The organism is Thermoleptolyngbya sp. C42_A2020_037 (assembly GCF_015272455.1).
Taxonomy (GTDB): Bacteria; Cyanobacteriota; Cyanobacteriia; order Elainellales; family Elainellaceae; genus Thermoleptolyngbya.
Genome location: NZ_JACYLP010000048.1, coordinates 95,531 through 110,927 on the forward strand (window position 1 = coordinate 95,531; position 15,397 = coordinate 110,927).

12 protein-coding genes and 1 tRNA gene are annotated in these 15,397 nt (G+C 56.5%); 5 read left to right on the forward strand and 8 right to left on the reverse strand.

Features of this window, described 5'->3' with window-relative positions:
• Positions 1-6: 6 nt before the first annotated feature.
• A complete protein-coding gene (locus IGS16_RS16710) occupies positions 7-2,340 on the reverse strand; it encodes a CapA family protein (protein WP_297087335.1) in 2,334 nt (777 codons plus the stop codon).
• A gap of 444 nt (positions 2,341-2,784) precedes the next feature.
• Here IGS16_RS16710 and IGS16_RS16715 point away from each other — a divergent pair, with 444 nt between their 5' ends.
• The 3 genes from IGS16_RS16715 to IGS16_RS16725 all read left to right on the forward strand — a co-directional run bounded on the left by IGS16_RS16715 (position 2,785) and on the right by IGS16_RS16725 (position 4,691).
• Positions 2,785-3,000 carry a hypothetical protein gene (locus IGS16_RS16715; RefSeq protein ID WP_297087336.1) on the forward strand — a complete coding sequence of 72 codons (216 nt, stop codon included), beginning with the start codon at positions 2,785-2,787 and terminating at the stop codon, positions 2,998-3,000.
• A gap of 125 nt (positions 3,001-3,125) precedes the next feature.
• A complete protein-coding gene (locus tag IGS16_RS16720; RefSeq protein ID WP_367185807.1) occupies positions 3,126-4,478 on the forward strand; it encodes a pentapeptide repeat-containing protein in 1,353 nt (450 codons plus the stop codon).
• 140 nt (positions 4,479-4,618) lie between these two features.
• Positions 4,619-4,691 (forward strand) — tRNA-Ala (locus IGS16_RS16725).
• An 830-nt stretch (positions 4,692-5,521) separates the two neighbouring features.
• On the opposite strand, the gene IGS16_RS16730 is transcribed toward IGS16_RS16725, so the two are convergent.
• Entirely contained in the window at positions 5,522-7,036 is a 1,515-nt protein-coding gene (locus IGS16_RS16730) for an alpha-amylase (RefSeq protein ID WP_367185813.1), read from the reverse strand.
• Positions 7,037-7,516: 480 nt separating this feature from the next.
• Here IGS16_RS16730 and IGS16_RS16735 point away from each other — a divergent pair, with 480 nt between their 5' ends.
• A complete protein-coding gene (locus IGS16_RS16735) occupies positions 7,517-8,194 on the forward strand; it encodes an ABC transporter permease (protein ID WP_297087338.1) in 678 nt (225 codons plus the stop codon).
• Here IGS16_RS16735 and cax read toward each other — a convergent pair.
• Complete coding sequence (gene cax, locus IGS16_RS16740; protein ID WP_068508566.1) at positions 8,191-9,306, reverse strand: calcium/proton exchanger; 1,116 nt, start codon at positions 9,304-9,306, stop codon at positions 8,191-8,193. The genes IGS16_RS16735 and cax overlap by 4 nt on opposite strands.
• Positions 9,307-9,646: 340 nt before the next feature.
• Between cax and IGS16_RS16745 the strand changes: the two genes are divergently transcribed.
• Positions 9,647-10,582: a ferritin-like domain-containing protein gene (locus IGS16_RS16745; RefSeq protein ID WP_297087340.1), complete on the forward strand. Its 936-nt coding sequence runs from the start codon at positions 9,647-9,649 to the stop codon at positions 10,580-10,582.
• Between the two features lie 207 nt (positions 10,583-10,789).
• Here IGS16_RS16745 and IGS16_RS16750 read toward each other — a convergent pair whose 3' ends face one another.
• From IGS16_RS16750 to IGS16_RS16770, 5 genes are all read right to left on the reverse strand, one after another.
• Positions 10,790-11,224, reverse strand: coding sequence for an anti-sigma regulatory factor (locus IGS16_RS16750; RefSeq protein ID WP_297087342.1), 435 nt, complete (start codon positions 11,222-11,224; stop codon positions 10,790-10,792).
• Positions 11,225-11,227: 3 nt separating this feature from the next.
• Entirely contained in the window at positions 11,228-12,859 is a 1,632-nt protein-coding gene (locus tag IGS16_RS16755; protein WP_297087691.1) for a SpoIIE family protein phosphatase, read from the reverse strand.
• A 169-nt stretch (positions 12,860-13,028) separates the two neighbouring features.
• Entirely contained in the window at positions 13,029-14,069 is a 1,041-nt protein-coding gene (locus IGS16_RS16760) for an adenylate/guanylate cyclase domain-containing protein (RefSeq protein WP_297087344.1), read from the reverse strand.
• A 292-nt stretch (positions 14,070-14,361) separates the two neighbouring features.
• Positions 14,362-14,925, reverse strand: a complete 564-nt coding sequence (locus tag IGS16_RS16765; protein WP_297087346.1) for a DUF1643 domain-containing protein — start codon at positions 14,923-14,925, stop codon at positions 14,362-14,364.
• Complete coding sequence (locus tag IGS16_RS16770; RefSeq protein ID WP_297087348.1) at positions 14,898-15,128, reverse strand: hypothetical protein; 231 nt, start codon at positions 15,126-15,128, stop codon at positions 14,898-14,900. The genes IGS16_RS16765 and IGS16_RS16770 overlap by 28 nt, the downstream gene beginning before the upstream one ends.
• Positions 15,129-15,397: the final 269 nt, after the last annotated feature.

Genomic DNA, 15,397 nt, shown 5'->3' on the forward strand with positions numbered 1-15,397 from the left:
ATTTGTTTAGTATTCAACCCAGGGTTCCTCCACTAAGTCCGCTGAATCCGCAGGCGCGTCATCTGGAACATCCCCAATCTCGGCTGGCTCTGCGTCTGAGGCGGGTTCGCTCAGGTTGGCATCCGCCGCAGGAACAGGCGCTTCAACTGGGGCGATCGCCCCTTCAGCAGCGGGTGGCGGAGTCACTTCTGGCTGGACAGTGGGGCTGGAAATCGCCTTCGCAGGTTCGGGGGCTTTACGGGTTGGAGATGCCTCGGCTCCGCTGGGCGAGATGGGCTCCCCGGTGGAATAGTCGATAAAGCTATCGTCGGGCGCATGACCCGGATCGGCGGGCGTGTCGGTAAAGGACTTGGCGGGTGCGGCAGAGGGCGAGGCGGCAGGATCTGCCGGGAGGGGAGCCTGACGATCCAGAATAATCGGTGTCTTGAGCGGCTGGTCAAACAGGGCCGAGGCTTGCTCCAGGTAGCGCAGAATATCTTGGCCTCTATCGGCGGGGGCGATCGCCGCCTTATTCTGCTTCACCTGCACGGGCAAAAACTCCAGCCGCATCTGTTCTTCGCGCAGCGACACCTTCAGCATGGCGGTGTCATAGTCGGCTGGCTCGGTGCTGGTAGATTTGTCGGGATTTTCTGGTTGAAAGATAAAGTCGCCCAGAGAATAGGCGATCGCCCGTCCCTTGTAGATCTCTGCCCCTTGCAGCACGGTGGGATGATAGCCCACAACGAGATCGGCACCGTGGTCAATCGCAAAGCGGCAGAGCCGCATCTGGCGATCGCTCGGAAAGCTGGCCAACGCCTCCCCCCAGCGATAGTTCACCACTACCCAATCGACCTGGCTGCGAATCGCGTCAATATCTTCGGCGATTTGCTCCTCCAGCGCCGGATTGGTGCCTGCCCGCCAGAAACTTGCCGCCTGCAAGTCTGAATCGCTATACCCCAGGTAGGCAATGCGCTTGCCCCGCACCTCCACAATTTCGGGCTGGCGGGCTTCGCGGCGGTTGCGCCCCGCCCCGACCGGACGTAGCCCCTGCTGCTCCAGGGTTTGAATCGCCTGCCTGATCTGAGCAGCAGGCGTATCTGCCGACCCAGTTCCTGCGACGCGATTTCCTGCTGCCACACTTACCATCGTCAGCCCTGCATTGGGCAAGGGCGACGGTTCTGCCGCGATATCTTCCAATACGGGCGGGTCGAGCCGCGTCAGCAGCACATCGGGATAGGGATAGGGCGTAGGAGCCGCGTCTGGCACGGGGCCATGCAGCGAGGGCACGCGGAAAGGCGACTCGCTGCTAAAGGCCAGCGTTACGGTGGTTGGGTCGGGCACGGTGGACAGGTCAGATGCAGGACGCAGCACCGGAATCCGACCCGTTGGCGTGGTTACCGTAGGCGTTCCCGTCAGCAGGGCCACCGGATCGAGTCGTCGCATTAGCTCAACACCGCAGCCCACCAAAAACACTGCTGCCGCTGTGGTTGCCATGCGGCCAACCTGAGACGGACTGACCCGCTCTGCCGTGTCCAACAGCCGATCGACTGTGGTGTTAAACGCCTGCACCGTGGCATCCATTGCCGCATCGAGGGTTTGCACGGTGGCCATGCCCCACGCCTGCCAATCAGGCAGGGTCAGCGTCACGGTCGGCCAGTCCATGCGGGGCAGTTCTACGGAAATGGGCGGAAGGTGAACGGTTGGAAGGTGAACGGTTGGAAGATGAACAGCGGGCAACGCCACCCGTGGTAGCGTTACTTCGACGGGACGGAGCGGCCGACGCTGAGCAGTCTTGCGGTGGCGTGGGCGGACTGCACGACTGGAATGAACCACCAGCGCGTTTGGGGGAGTGGTTGCCGGACGACGCGGGCGAATGGGCCGTGCCACTAGACGTTCTGCCACCTGCTCAGGGGCGGGCTGCACTGGGGCAACGGTTCGGCCACGCAAAGAAGCCGTGCGGCGTGGCGATCGCCCCATCGGTTGTCGCTGAGTCCTGCGGCGCGGCGCACTTGCCAGAGGGGGAGCAGGATTCGGCGCGGGCGCGGCGGATAGCCGAAAGGACTGATCCCAGCGGATATCGGCAGACCCCATGACGCGCCCCAGCACGCGCACCCCCTCGATCAAATTGGAGTTGAGCCGGACGAGGCGGCTGCAAATGAAGCGATTGAGGCGATCGCGCTCTGGCTCTCGGAAAAACTCCACCATCACCAGCAGCCAGCCGGGCCGATCCAGCGCGACACGGGCGTAGATATTTTGCGGCACAAGGTAGGTGTTCAACCAGTAGGCGATCGCCCGAAAATCTCCGGCCCGCGCCAGTTGTAGTACAGACGGTTGAGAGAAGGTATCCAAGTCCATAGCCATTTCAAAACATCTCTGAGGGTTCAACCAAATAACCGCCCGCCGCGCCGACCGAAGCCCGGTTTAGCAGATCGCTTGTCTCATCGAACAAGAGTACCCATAGTGTATCGAAAGAAGCGGAAACTTAACGAATTTTGTCTGTGATCAATATCACCCATAGTCTGCGTTTAGCATCACGGGTTAGGAGCGATCGCCGTCAAGCCAGGAAATACAGAAGTCTTTAATATGAAATACTTAGTTTGGGTTTTCTGGTTTCTAAAGATTCTGGAGAAATGCACCAGTAATGCACTAGTGATGCACTAGTGCAGTTGCGCTTAGACCCATTGCCAAGACAGGTCATTTAGGTGAGTTGCTTGGGTCGTTGCGCTCAAGCCATTGTCAAATTTCACCTCAGGTTGCGCTCAGAGTTCCTGCCCAAGTCCCCCAACTCAACCACCAGAACTAGCTATGCCTAACCGTGGTTCTATGATTGATCGGCTCGTCCGCTCCGCGCTCCAGACTGGCTGCCTCAGCGTCGAATCCGAAGGCTTGATTCGCCAATTGCTGAATACCCAGTTGCAGAGCGAAGTAGACCTAAAAGCGCTACAACTGCTCCATAGTGCCGTGCAGCAGGGACGAGTGCAGCGGGAAGCGCCAGAATCCGTTGCGCCACCGGGGCTGTAGCGATCGCCCATCCAGTTTTGGCAGACTCTTGGCGCTGATTCCAGGGCAGTTTTAGCGCGAGCGATACGCCGTGCCCTGGTGTTTGCGTCTAGAATCTGCGGTAGGTTTTAGCTGCGATCGCCCCAATGTCCATCATGCCCGACCCCAATTCACCACCGCGCCCGCCAGAGCATCCTCTATCTTCCGATTCCGCCGCCGACTTGACGGTTTCCCTCTCTTCCGCTGCCAGCAGCGACGAAGACGAGGTGGCAAAGCTCCCCCGCACGGTCACACGGCTGGCTGGTCCTAGAAATCGCGGGCTAATCACGGTTGATCGGGGCAATCAATACGCCCCCATGCGGGCTGAAGAGTTAGAAGCGCTGCCCGCCGGCCAGCAAAAGCCCATGCTGCTGGCGCTGGGCGTGTCAATCGCCGTAACGCTGGTGGGACTGGCGTTTAATCTGGGCTGGCTGGGCATTGTTGGGTCGCTAGTGGCGCTGCTGCTATCGGTGCAGGTGGTTTGGGAAGATCTCTATGCGGCCTTTCGAGAAGTGCTGTCGGCTCGACAGCAGGTGTTGGCGATCGCCCTAGTGGGGCTGAGTGTTGGGCTGGTTGGGCTGGTGCGGTTTAGCCCTCTGGGAACCTGGATGAGTGCCTGGGCGGCGCAGCTGGATTGGGATGCCGTGGGTGCGCTGGGCGAGGTCTTTGGGGCAATCGGGCAGATCTTAATCGCCGTGATTGCGGTCTATGTGGCCTGGCGGCAATATGTGATTTCCAAAGACCTGACGATTCAGCAAAACCTGATTACCCAGCAGCAGACCATCGATTCTTACTTTCAGGGCATTTCTGAACTGGTGCTGGACTCCGAGGGGTTGCTAGAAGATTGGCCCCAAGAACGGGCGATCGCTGCTGGACGCACCGCCGCGATTCTCAGCAGCGTCGATGCGGGCGGCAAAGCCAAGGTGATTCGGTTTCTGTCGCGATCGCGCCTATTGACCCCGTTAAAGCGCGATCGCCTACTGGGACGCGCCATCCTGGACGGGGTGGGCGGCTACGAAGAAGACCGCACCTTTGGCGTGCGCGTGATTGATTTGGGGGTGATGCTGGCGGGTGCGAACCTGGCGGGCACTGACCTACGCTGGACCGATCTCAGCGACGCAAATCTGATCCGCGCCAACCTCAGCGATTGTGACCTGGTGAAGGCAAACTTTTCCCGAACCATTCTCTGCGAAGCGAGTTTGGCAGGAGCAGACTTGCAAAGCACTCGATTCTTCTACGGCTCTGCTAAAACCGCCACCCCCCGCAGCCGCACGCACCCGCCCGACTACACCACAGGAGCCTACACGGGTGCAGTGATCGAAGATGCCGATTTCACCAACGCCACCCGCATGTCTGAGGAATTGCGATGGTATTGCTGCGCCTGGGGCGGCGAAAAAACCCGTGCTACGATTCCCGGTGGCTGCGAAGGGATTCCCAATCTGCTGGATGCGTCCCGCTAGCAGCAGGAGGACTGAAACCGGGGCGATCGCCCTCCACCTTCAAATTTCAGATTTTTGAGACTGTAGATGGTCTGAGAAGAGCATTACCTCCCTGCTTCCCTGCTAAAATAGCAAAGCGTCAATACAAATGATGCCCGTCGGGGGAGTTAGCTCAGTTGGTAGAGCGCTGCGATCGCACCGCAGAGGCCAGGGATTCGAGTTCCCTACTCTCCATTTCCGAAACGCACTTCCAGGACTGTTTTCCAAGACCTTTTTCAAGGGCCTTCATCGGCTAATTGGGAGCATTTTTTTAGGAGTTAGAGGGGTTTAGCGGGCGATCGCCCCCTGCCTTGGGGTTGCCTGGTTCGTGCTGCCTTCCCTTGCGCTTTGTCACCAAGATATTGAGCAATGTAAACCGATTTCAACTTTGGTAAAAGGGCTTTCAAATCCAATAGGTTAGTGTTAGTTTAAATGCAGGCACAAATCTGGTTAAGAACCCAGAGAAACCAAGTCTTTTGGAGATGAGCGTTGTGCCTCCGGCTTAATCTCCGGCATCACACTCGATGCGATTAGTCTTTACATCCTATAGTCAGAGCGAGTTGTACATTTCAAGTTGCTAGACCGCTATCTACAGTCCGAAGGTCAGCAGCAAGTCAATGTCACTCCATAGCTTCAACACCTTCTATAGAGGTTGGATGAAAGGCTAATAGGCAGGAGCTTTGTGATGGCTTCTGGTCAACCCTTAGTAAATCGAACTGAGCTTCACTGACAACTACTTCGTATAGTTTTCAACTAGTGGCTGATGCTGTTCAGCTAGGAGAGTTCATTCAGTTTTAATCCGATCAATTTGATCGAGATTAAGTTCAAATCGAGTTCAAGTTCAATTGGAACCGTTCAATTTGGTTCAGTGTTCAAGTTAAGTTGAATCCAGAAAAAGGGGGCTAGTCGCAAATGTCTAGTCCCCTTTTACATGTTTTGATATTTGCTATTTTTATATTTGCTCGGTGGCGATCGCTGCGGCCCCAAGTAACCCGAGTCAAGGCTACATTCGCAGCGATCGCCCCTTAGCTCCCTGACGAGATCAGTCCCAAGTTTGCCAGCAGAGTCGATACTTTATCCACCAGCGAATCTGCCTGCACCCACACCGACACCGACCCACCGTTGCAGCGAAACTCGCCCCAGCCATCCGCATTTGTCTGCACTGGCTCTTTCACATGTTCGGTAATGTCGTAAAACACGGCATTGGGCTTGCCCACTTCCATCCATTTGCTGCCACTTGGGCCATCGCTCATGATTACGGCCAAGGCGCGGGGATGCGCTTCATTGCCCAGACGAGTCCAGCCGATTACGTCTTCATGGTCAAAATAGGTATACTGCTCGCCGTAGGCAAAGTGCTTGCGGGCAAACAGCAGCTTATCCAGGATTTCCTTGTGGCAATCCATCCAGATTTCATACTCGTTGCCGTCGCGCCCTTTGTCTTTGTAATGGGCACCGTAGTAATCGGCATAAAACACGCAGGGATAGCCCTCTGCCCGTAGTAAGATCAGCGCGTAGGCCAGCGGCTTGAACCAGTTTTCAACCGGAGATTCTAGCGCCTGGAGTGGCTGCGTATCGTGATTGTCTACAAAGGTGGCAGCTAGCAGCGGCACCTGCTGCATTAAGGTGTTGTCCAAGATTTTCCGCATGTCGTAGTAGCCGCCTGCCTTGCTCGCTTCATAGAAGTTGTAGTGCAGCGGCACGTCAAACAGCGACAGCCGACCTTCGGTATTGGCGAGATACCAGTGCAGTGTGCCCAGGTCTTTGGTCCAATATTCACCCACGGCAAAGAGGCTGCGTTTGGCGTAGGCTTCGAGATGATCCAGCCAGTCGTTGAAAAAGTCGCCGTGGATGTGCTTGATTGCGTCTAGTCGAAAGCCGTCTACGCCGACGGTGTCCAGCGTCCACTCGCCCCAATACTTGAGTTCGCCGCGTACTTCTGGGTGGGTCATGTCCAGGTCGCAGCCCATGAGATAGTCGTAGTTGCCGTGGGCTAGCTCTACTTTGTCCTGGAAATTTTTGTCCTTAAAGCGATAGATCTGATAGCGCCCTGGCTGATACATGTTGTGATCCACCGAGTCAAAGTGCCACCAGCGCCACTTCATGCTGGAGTATTTGTCGCCCCGACCGGGAAAGTCGAACTGTGTCCACACTTTAATTTTTTCAACGCCGCCGACGGCCGCCAGGCGGTTGTCGGAATCTACAGGCACGGCTTCTACTTCTTCTTCTGCATCGCCGCCCATTTTGTGGTTAAACACGACATCGGCGTAGATTTGTAGTCCGGCCTCTTTGGCTGCTTTGACGGCCGCCAGGTATTCGTCTTTTGTGCCGTATTTGGTGCGGATGCTACCTTTCTGGTCAAACTCACCCAAGTCAAACAGGTCGTATACGCCATAGCCCACGTCGTACATGCCGCCGTTTGCCTTGTAGGCTGGTGGTAGCCAGAGGGCTGTGAAGCCTGCTTTGGCGATCGCCCCTGCGTCTTGTTGCAGCGTTTTCCAGAGAGTGCCATCAGGGGGCAAATACCAGTGGAAATATTGCATGAAAACCCCGTTGTACTCGGTGCTGGGGTTTTTATGAGATAGCTCCGCAGCGTTCTGGTTCAGCCAATCGATGACAGAGCGCTTGGCTTCTTCGAGAATCTCCTTGCTGAGCTGTGTACCCAGAGCCTTAAACCGTTCACGGAGTTGCTGAAATGTATTGTTACTCATAGGGCATCCCGATATAAACCTCTGCGAAAGGGGCGGTTCAGATACGGCATTTCCTTGCGGGGTGAGGTAAGCGCTGGGCTAAAAGAATAGGGGTTTCGTGACTACCCCACAAACCTTACTGGCTTTTGGAAACGCTGTAACAGGGTTAGAGAATATTATCGTGAGCCGGAGCCTGTCGGTTGTGATGGTCAGCACGGTGCAGGGGGGTGGGGCGGTAGAGGGGGAGAATCGGTGTTCCATAGCTCCAACACACCCTGCGCCCGCTGCTTTTTGATATATCATCGGCTCATCTCCCCTTGCCCCTAGGCCTAGATGCTCTACCTGCTGCGGAACCCAAGCCTGATCTGGAACCTGACGCTGGAGCACTTGCAGATGACGCTGGCAGCGCTGGCGATCGCCATTCTGGTTGCCCTGCCTGTGGCACTCCTGGTGACGCGCTATCGCTGGCTGTCGGTGCCTGTGCTGGGCGGACTGGGCATTTTGTATACGATTCCGAGTCTGGCGCTGATTATCTTTCTGGTGCCTGTGTTTGGGCTAAATGCGCAGTCGGTCATCGTGGCGATGGTGCTGTATACGCAGGTGATACTGGTGCGAAACCTAGTAGTAGGGCTGGAGGGGATTAAGCCATCGGTGCTGGAGGCGGCGCGGGGTATGGGTATGAGTCCCTGGCAGCGCTGGTGGCGGGTGCAGGTGCCGCTGATTTTGCCAATTTTTCTGGCGGGGCTGCGGCTGGCGGCCATCGTGGCGATCGCCATTGCCACCATCGGCGCAAAGTTTGGCGCGGGCGGGCTGGGCACGCTCTTGTTCGACGGCATTGCTCAGAGTCGCTACGACAAAATCTGGGCAGGGGCGATCGCCGTTTCCCTGCTGGCCTTTGCCATTAACGCCCTATTGCTCTTGCTGGAATGGGCCACCATCCCCACGCGCCGACTCCAGCGCCGCATTGGGCGGATGAAAGCAGGGTTCGGGGTTCGGAACCAGACCCCTTAGCTCACGGCTGCTTCGATCACAGGATGATAGAAAAAGGCGATGCCGAGAATCGCGTAGGTCGCCAGCAGCAGCACGCCTTCCAGCCAGTTTGACTTGCCATCGGAGCTAATGGAGTTGGCAATCAGCACAGCCACGGCCACCGCAACGACCTCAAACGGGTTGAAGTTCAAATCCATCGGCTGATGCAAAATCAGCCCCGCCAGCACCAAGATTGGCGCAACAAATAGGGCAACCTGCATACTGGCCCCTAGCGACACGGAAACGGACAAATCCATCTTGTTTTTGATGGCCACGACGACCGCTGCCACGTTCTCGGCGGCGTTGCCAATAATCGGCAGCAAAATCACGCCTGTAAACAATTCCGTGAGTCCCAGTTTGCTGGTTGCCACCTCCAGCGACCCCACCAAAATTTCTGACTCCAGCGCGATAAAGGTGGTTGCGCCCAGCAGCACCGCCGTCCACAGCACCGGGTTGGGCTTGTGGTCGCTGTGTTCATCCGATGCAGAGGATTCATCGTTCTCCAGTTCTGCCACACCGACATCATGCAAATAGCTGTGGGTTTTCATCGAAAACAGCAGCGTTAGCACGTATACCAAAATCAGCACAATGGCGACGGCAACCGACAGCTTTTGCATCAGTGGTTCGTCTAGCCCGGCTGAGGTGGCATTGACGGCGGTCGGCAGCAACAGCGCAATCACTGCTAGGTTCATAGCAGAAGCGTTGACGCGGGCGACGACTGGCTGAAAGCTTTGCTCTTTGTATCGCAGTCCACCCAGCAGCATCGATAACCCCATCACCAGCAGCAGGTTGCCAATAATTGAACCCGTGAGACTGGCTTTAACGACTTCTAGTAGTCCAGACCGCAGCGCAGCAATTGCGATAATCAGTTCTGCTGCATTGCCAAACGTCGCATTCAGCAAGCCGCCGAGCGTGGGGCCGACGACGACGGCTAGTTCTTCAGTTGCCGTGCCCATCCAGGCTGCCAGCGGCAAAATGGCCAGACACGCCAGCGCGAATTGCACCAGTTCTCCCCAATGAAACACGTAATGCGAGAGCAGCGAGATTGGCACGAAAATGAGCAAAACTGAAAAGATTAAATTTTTAGTACTCATGCAAGCGTCCTGGACGGGGTTTGAAAAGGATGACAGGGAATGAAGGGGCGATCGCCCGACTTAATCAAGTAGCACTCAGCACTAGTGCAGGGTCATGGTTTAGTTTTCAGGGTGATGCCTCGGCTCGTAGTAAGCGCTTCAGCGCTAAAGCGCTTACTACCAACCTAAGTTTTAGCTGTGACATAGCACCAGGCCTAAGCCACACTTAAGGCGATCAAACTGTGATTAAACCATGACTGAACTCGTTCTCCCAGAATCATAGGGGTTTTCCGCATTTTGGGAACCTGGGTTAGGATCAAGACTAGTTTTTACAAAAGTCAACAATCTCTCACTCTTCGCTATGACAGTTGTTTACCCCCGCAAGCTGCAAAGCTCCCTGGGCAGCCTCAGCGCCCGTGACGTGATGAAACAAGTGGTTCGAGATCGAGACATTCACCTGATCACGCTCAATCGCTATCGCTATAGCGAGCAGCGGAGTTGCAAAGACCTCACCACCCTGATCGAACAACTGAATGGAAAACCCGCCGAACTGGTCAAAGATTTATCGCGGCATGTGTCGGACGAAGCTCGCCACGCCATGTGGCTGACGGATTTGCTAGTAGACCTGGGCAGCAGCGTAGGCACGCCTCCCGGCATGTCCTATATCGAAGAATTTGAGCGATTGCTCGATCAGGAGTCGCCTAGTCCTGAGAGTCTGGACGACTTTGTGATTTCATCACTGGCAGCCATTAACGTGACTGAAAAGCGCGGCTGTGAATACTTTTCGGGTCATATCCACGCGCTCAAACACGCACCGCAGACCGAGGAGAACGTCAAGATCCGCGAAACCCTAGAGCGCATTCTGCCCGAAGAAGCCGCCCACGTCCGCTGGGGCAACCGCTGGCTAGCCAAAATGGCTGACAAAAGCCCAGAACATCGCGCTAAGGTCGAACACGCCAAGCGCAAGTATGCGGCCATTGAGCAGGCTGCGTTTGAGTCGGGCATGGACATTACCGCCGGGGCTGAGCTGCGTCGCGTGGGTCATTTGCTGGATATCGCCAACACCCTGCCCGCGTGGCAGCGCCCGCAATATCTGATGGAGCGCCTGCCCCAAAGTCTGCTGTCGCCCGACCTCCAGCGCACCCGCATCGACGCAATCCAGCGCGTCTGGAACCGCGATCCGCAGGCATTTGTGGAACGGTTTGTGCCGATGTTCCTGAGCGGGCTGACGCGGGATGTCAATGGCAAGAAGCCGCAGCCTAACAAGGCTAGTGCTGCCAACGCTGCTGCCAATTAGCGCCGTTAGGCACACAGGACTATCGCAAGTGCGGAAGTCCAAGCACAGTGACTAGTACAGTGAACCGGCATAATTTGGGCGAGGCGGACGAAGCGTTTGGACTGCCCTCTCTGGGCAAGCGCTTGGGTGAATCCCTGAGAAAGGGTGTCCAGCGCTTCGTCGTTTAGTTGTTTTCAGGCGGGGCGATCGCCCCTGATCCCCGACCACCTACCCTTCCACCCCAGCTTTTTCTGGCAGGGTCGCTTGCAGTTTTAGGCAATTGCGCCCACTTACCTGGAGGCGGTATTCTACCTTGTCCATCAGGCGATTCAAAATAAGCCAGCCATAGCCACCATCCTGCATATCATCGGGGGCAGGCGGCAGATAGGTCGAAAGGTCGTAGCCTTGGCCGTGATCCCAGATTTCCAGGTGGATATCCCGGTCGATTAGCTCCAGGCGGATTAGCACGGGCAGGTTGGGCTGGTCGCGGTGGGCGTGGCGCACAACGTTGGAGTAGGCCTCCACCAGCACCAGCCGCAGCCGATTAGACTGATGTTGCCAGTCCACCAAATCGCCCAGTTCCAGCTCTAGCGAATTGAGTAGCCAGTTTTCGACGACTTGCAGAAATTTTAGGTCGCTGGGAATATGCAACTCGGTTTTCATGGGCTACAGGACCTCCAGCGAGAGTACGGTTTGATCATCTTCCTGGGCATGGCTTTGTGACTGTATGCAGGAAAGCAACTTAGATAGATTGAGTGGTTGAGGCTGCTGCTTTAGCAGTTCCCAAAGGCCCCGCTGGCCGAGCATCAGGCTGTTGCCAGCGGCATGTGGATGAGCAAGGTTGGCTTCAGTGATGCCGTCGCTGGTGAGCAGCAGCAAATCACCCGGCTTCAGCGTCAGCCGGCCGGCGATCGCCTTCCACACGGGCAAGATGCCCAGCGGCACCCCCCGCTCTTTCAGATAAATCGGTTCGGCAGATGGCTGGTTAGCTGACCAAACCATTGGGTAGATGTGCCCTGCATTGGCATACACCAATTCTTGCGTGGCGGGGCTGTAGCGGGCCAGCGCCATCGTGATAAAGCAGTTGTTACTCACCAGATCATCCATCAGGCTGCGGTTCAGGTTCTGCATGACCTGAGCCGGATCGGGCGGGTTTTCCTGATAAATTTCGCGCCGCAGCACCGAAATGGCGCTGGCCATAAACAGAGCTGCCGGAACGCCCTTGCCCGACACGTCTCCCACGCCCAGCCAGAGGTCGCCCTGGGGATGCTCGTAAACCTCGAAAAAGTCGCCGCCCACCTCCCGCGCCGGATGGCAACAAGCCTGAATCTTGGCAGTGTTCAGTTCGGGCAAGCTCTGGCGCAGCAGGTTGGTCTGGATTTGACGAGCAACGGCCAGTTCTGCCTGCATTTGCTCGGTTTGCCGCTGGATTCGCTGATACAGCTTGGCCTGGGAAATAGCCAGGGCCACCCGTTCTGCGACTTCTTGGATCAGGTCGAGGTCTTCTTCTGACCAGGCGATCGCCTGTCCCTGGCGGTGGAGGCTGGCGATCGCCAACAATTCCTGCTGATAGATCAGCGGCAGCGCCAGCCGGGTCTCTTGCTCGTCTGATTCCGAAAGCTGCACCCGACGGCTCTGCAAAGCGGCCAGCAGCGCATCATTGGGCAGGAGCAATGGACTAATCTCCTCGCTGGAGTTAGAGCTGAAGCTGAATAGGTCGGGCAGCAGGCGATAGGCGTTGCCGTCGCCCGTTAGCACGCCGTCTGAATCTCGCTCCACTGGATGCAGCACGCAGGTTGCCCCAAAGGTTTGCCCCAGCACCTCTGCGATCCGCTGCATCATGCTCTGGTAATCCAGCGATTCGCGGGTTGCCGTGGAAACTTTATTGAAAATGGACTCCCGCCGCAGGGCGCGATGCAGCTCGTTGGTGCGTTGTTTGACTACGCGATAGGTATCGGCGGCCTGCTGCACCACGGTCATCAGGTCTTCTGGGTTCCAGGGCTTGGTGATGTATTTGAAGACCTTGCCCGCGTTAATCGCGTTTACCAAATCTTCGACATCAGTGTAGCCCGTTAGTAGAATCCGAATCGTATCGGGAAACTGGCGGGCGACATGGCTGAGAAACTCGGTGCCGTTCATCTTGGGCATCCGCTGGTCGGAAATAATGATGCCCATTTCACCCACCTGCTCCAGCAGATTGAGCGCATCCAGGGCGCTGTCTGCTCGAAACACCTGAAAGTCGCGCCGAAACGTGCGGTAGAGCAGATCCAGGTTGTCGGCTTCGTCGTCTACCACCATCAGCCGCAACTTGTTTCGCTCTACCGGGGATTTGTTTTGCACGGGTTGTTGTAGGTCGTATGCGATCGCCAAATCGCCATTCTCCAGGGTTCACGCTCTTACACCCAAAGTACCCAGAGGAAGGCGATCGCTATCAGAGGAGTGGCTGGCTCATTACAGTCTCTTCATCTTATTCTCCCACGCCGATCATCCGTCTCCCTAGCTGACACAGCCAGGCCCATACACGTCGGAAGCGGGAGGGCTTTTGGGGTTTGCAGGATTGGGCAAGGAGGGCGATCGCCCCGGTTGCATCGGGCACAATGTCAATCACTTCGTACAGTCGATATTCGCCGCTCTTGCCAGGGAGCGACATATCGCACTGGCGACCCAAGCTGACCAGCGGCTGCACCTGCTGATAGACTGCCTCGGAAACGAGGAGACTAGTCCCCACCGCTTTGTTGGCGGCTTCAATCCGGCTGGCCAGATTCACCGTGTCGCCAATGGCGGTCATTTGCTGGCTCTTGGGAGACGCGCCCACCGCACCCACCACCACCGAGCCGTAGTGAATACCAATGCCAATTTTGAGCTGGCGCTGATAGAGCGTTTCCAGGTAGGCGTTAAATGCGTCCATTGCGGTTTGCATGTCTAACGCGGCGCGGACGGCTCGCTCCACCGGGCGATCGGGACAGTTCCAGCCAAATAGCGCCATGAATCCATCGCCCATGTAATTATTGATGATGCCGCCATAGCGTTCGATGATTTGCCCCATGCGGCTGAAATAGCGGTTCAGCACGTAAATCACGTCGTAGGCGGGCAACACTTCTGCAAAGGAGGTAAAGCCCCGCAAGTCCGCAAATAGAACCGCTAGCATTTGCTCCTCGCCAATCGCGCTGCGCTGCCCGCTTAGCTGCTGCTCGACCAGCGACATGTCTTCGGCATCCACCACCAGTCGCCGCACCGTGACCTTGCTCTCGCCCAGGACTTGGGTTTGGCAGGCCAGGCGCATCTTCGGGTCAAAACAAAGGCGCTTGGCCAGACCATCTTCGGCATCGTTGCGCGGGGAACAGTATTCCAGACCTTCCAGCACCCACACTCGACAAGTGGAGCAGCGGGCACTGCCGCCGCACACATGAATATGCGGAATGCCTGCATAGAGCGAGGAGGCGAGGATAGTGTCGGTTTCCTCGATTTCGACGCAGCGCTCGTCGGGGAGATAGTAGAGCAAGGGCATAGGGGAGGCGCTTTAGGAAGAGGGCGGATTTACTCTACCTTTCCCTGTTCTACAAGCAAGTCCACAGGAATTCAGCAGAATCCACGCAGTTCGTAACAGCATTGCTGGGTTGCTGGTTTGCCCATGTCGATTTTGGATAGGACTTACGCAGTTGGACGATTTCTCGCGGGCTGCGCCCGCGAGAAATCGTCCAAAATCCAATAGAGCCTATCGCAAGTGCATAAGTCCTGTCGATTTTGGATTTGCGATTTTGGATTTGTGATTTTGGATTGCCAGTCACGAGCCTGCTACGTCAGTCTTGGATACATTCGCTGGGTGGCGAATAGCGGATGGGGACGGTTCCGCTGGGTACGTAGAGCGGGTGGCGGGGCTGCTGTCGCTGGGTAAGACCCAGGCAGTGAAGCGGATAGCCCGACAGCAATGCCAGCACAGCGCGATCGCGCTGATAGAGTGCCCCCCCGTTTCCCCAGGCAAGGATAATCTGGTCTGCTTGTTCGGCAGCGGCGATGAGGGGGCGATCGCCCGCCTCCCCAATCGGATCATCCACCCGCTTCAGGTCTTGGGGCTGCGTTGCCCGATAAGCAAACAGATTCACCACCTCCAGCCCGCCATAGCCCCAGGCTTTTGCCAACCCAATGCAGCGGCGAATCGTCGGGTCGTTGCGCTCGGCATCGGCCGTGCTGGGATTGAGCATGACAAACGCCGTGCGAGGAGCGGCGAAGTCCCACACGCGCCACAGCGTGTATCGATAGCGCCCTGACGGATCAAACGTTGCCCCCGATAGCTGAACTGCGTGAGGCGTATCCGCACCTTTTATGTCAGCGCCTTCTACATGAAGCACTTGACGCGCTGCCATTGCCCCTGCTCGTCCCGGCAATAGTAGCAGCCTTCCCACCAGATACAGCGGTCAAAGACTGCATCAATCTGACGGCTCTTTTTGGGCTGTTCGCTACTGAGCAGATCTACGATTTCATCTTTGCGGTCTTTGGCACCGGAGGCGATCTGGTCTAGCGTGGACTGGAGATCGCGAGAGATAAAATTTTCAGTTTGCTGCAACATGATCCAAAATCAAACACTCTAGCAAAAATGGAAAAATCAACATGAAAAACCGTCAAGGAACCCATTAGAAGCGATTCTCTAGAAAAGATTTTCTGTAGGGATCGCTCCACTTCTGTTTTGCCTGACGGTGGGGAATCCCTATGGAGTTCCTCGATTCCACTCTATCTTCCTCAAAATGGGGTGGTCTTGAATTGAAAACATACTTAACTCTTATATGTGATATAAGCAACACCTATGTATGGAGCATATGTATGGAGCAGAGTATGAGT

Bases quoted from the DNA above. Each gene is read 5' to 3' on its own strand.
- IGS16_RS16710 (WP_297087335.1), bottom strand. From the start codon at position 2,340: ATGGCTATGGACTTGGATACCTTCTCTCAACCGTCTGTACTACAACTG.
- IGS16_RS16715 (WP_297087336.1), top strand. From the start codon at position 2,785: ATGCCTAACCGTGGTTCTATGATTGATCGGCTCGTCCGCTCCGCGCTC.
- IGS16_RS16720 (WP_367185807.1), top strand. From the start codon at position 3,126: ATGTCCATCATGCCCGACCCCAATTCACCACCGCGCCCGCCAGAGCAT.
- IGS16_RS16730 (WP_367185813.1), bottom strand. From the start codon at position 7,036: ATGCAATATTTCCACTGGTATTTGCCCCCTGATGGCACTCTCTGGAAA.
- IGS16_RS16735 (WP_297087338.1), top strand. From the start codon at position 7,517: ATGCTCTACCTGCTGCGGAACCCAAGCCTGATCTGGAACCTGACGCTG.
- cax (WP_068508566.1), bottom strand. From the start codon at position 9,306: ATGAGTACTAAAAATTTAATCTTTTCAGTTTTGCTCATTTTCGTGCCA.
- IGS16_RS16745 (WP_297087340.1), top strand. From the start codon at position 9,647: ATGACAGTTGTTTACCCCCGCAAGCTGCAAAGCTCCCTGGGCAGCCTC.
- IGS16_RS16750 (WP_297087342.1), bottom strand. From the start codon at position 11,224: ATGAAAACCGAGTTGCATATTCCCAGCGACCTAAAATTTCTGCAAGTC.
- IGS16_RS16755 (WP_297087691.1), bottom strand. From the start codon at position 12,859: ATGGTGGTAGACGACGAAGCCGACAACCTGGATCTGCTCTACCGCACG.
- IGS16_RS16760 (WP_297087344.1), bottom strand. From the start codon at position 14,069: ATGCCCTTGCTCTACTATCTCCCCGACGAGCGCTGCGTCGAAATCGAG.
- IGS16_RS16765 (WP_297087346.1), bottom strand. From the start codon at position 14,925: ATGGCAGCGCGTCAAGTGCTTCATGTAGAAGGCGCTGACATAAAAGGT.
- IGS16_RS16770 (WP_297087348.1), bottom strand. From the start codon at position 15,128: ATGTTGCAGCAAACTGAAAATTTTATCTCTCGCGATCTCCAGTCCACG.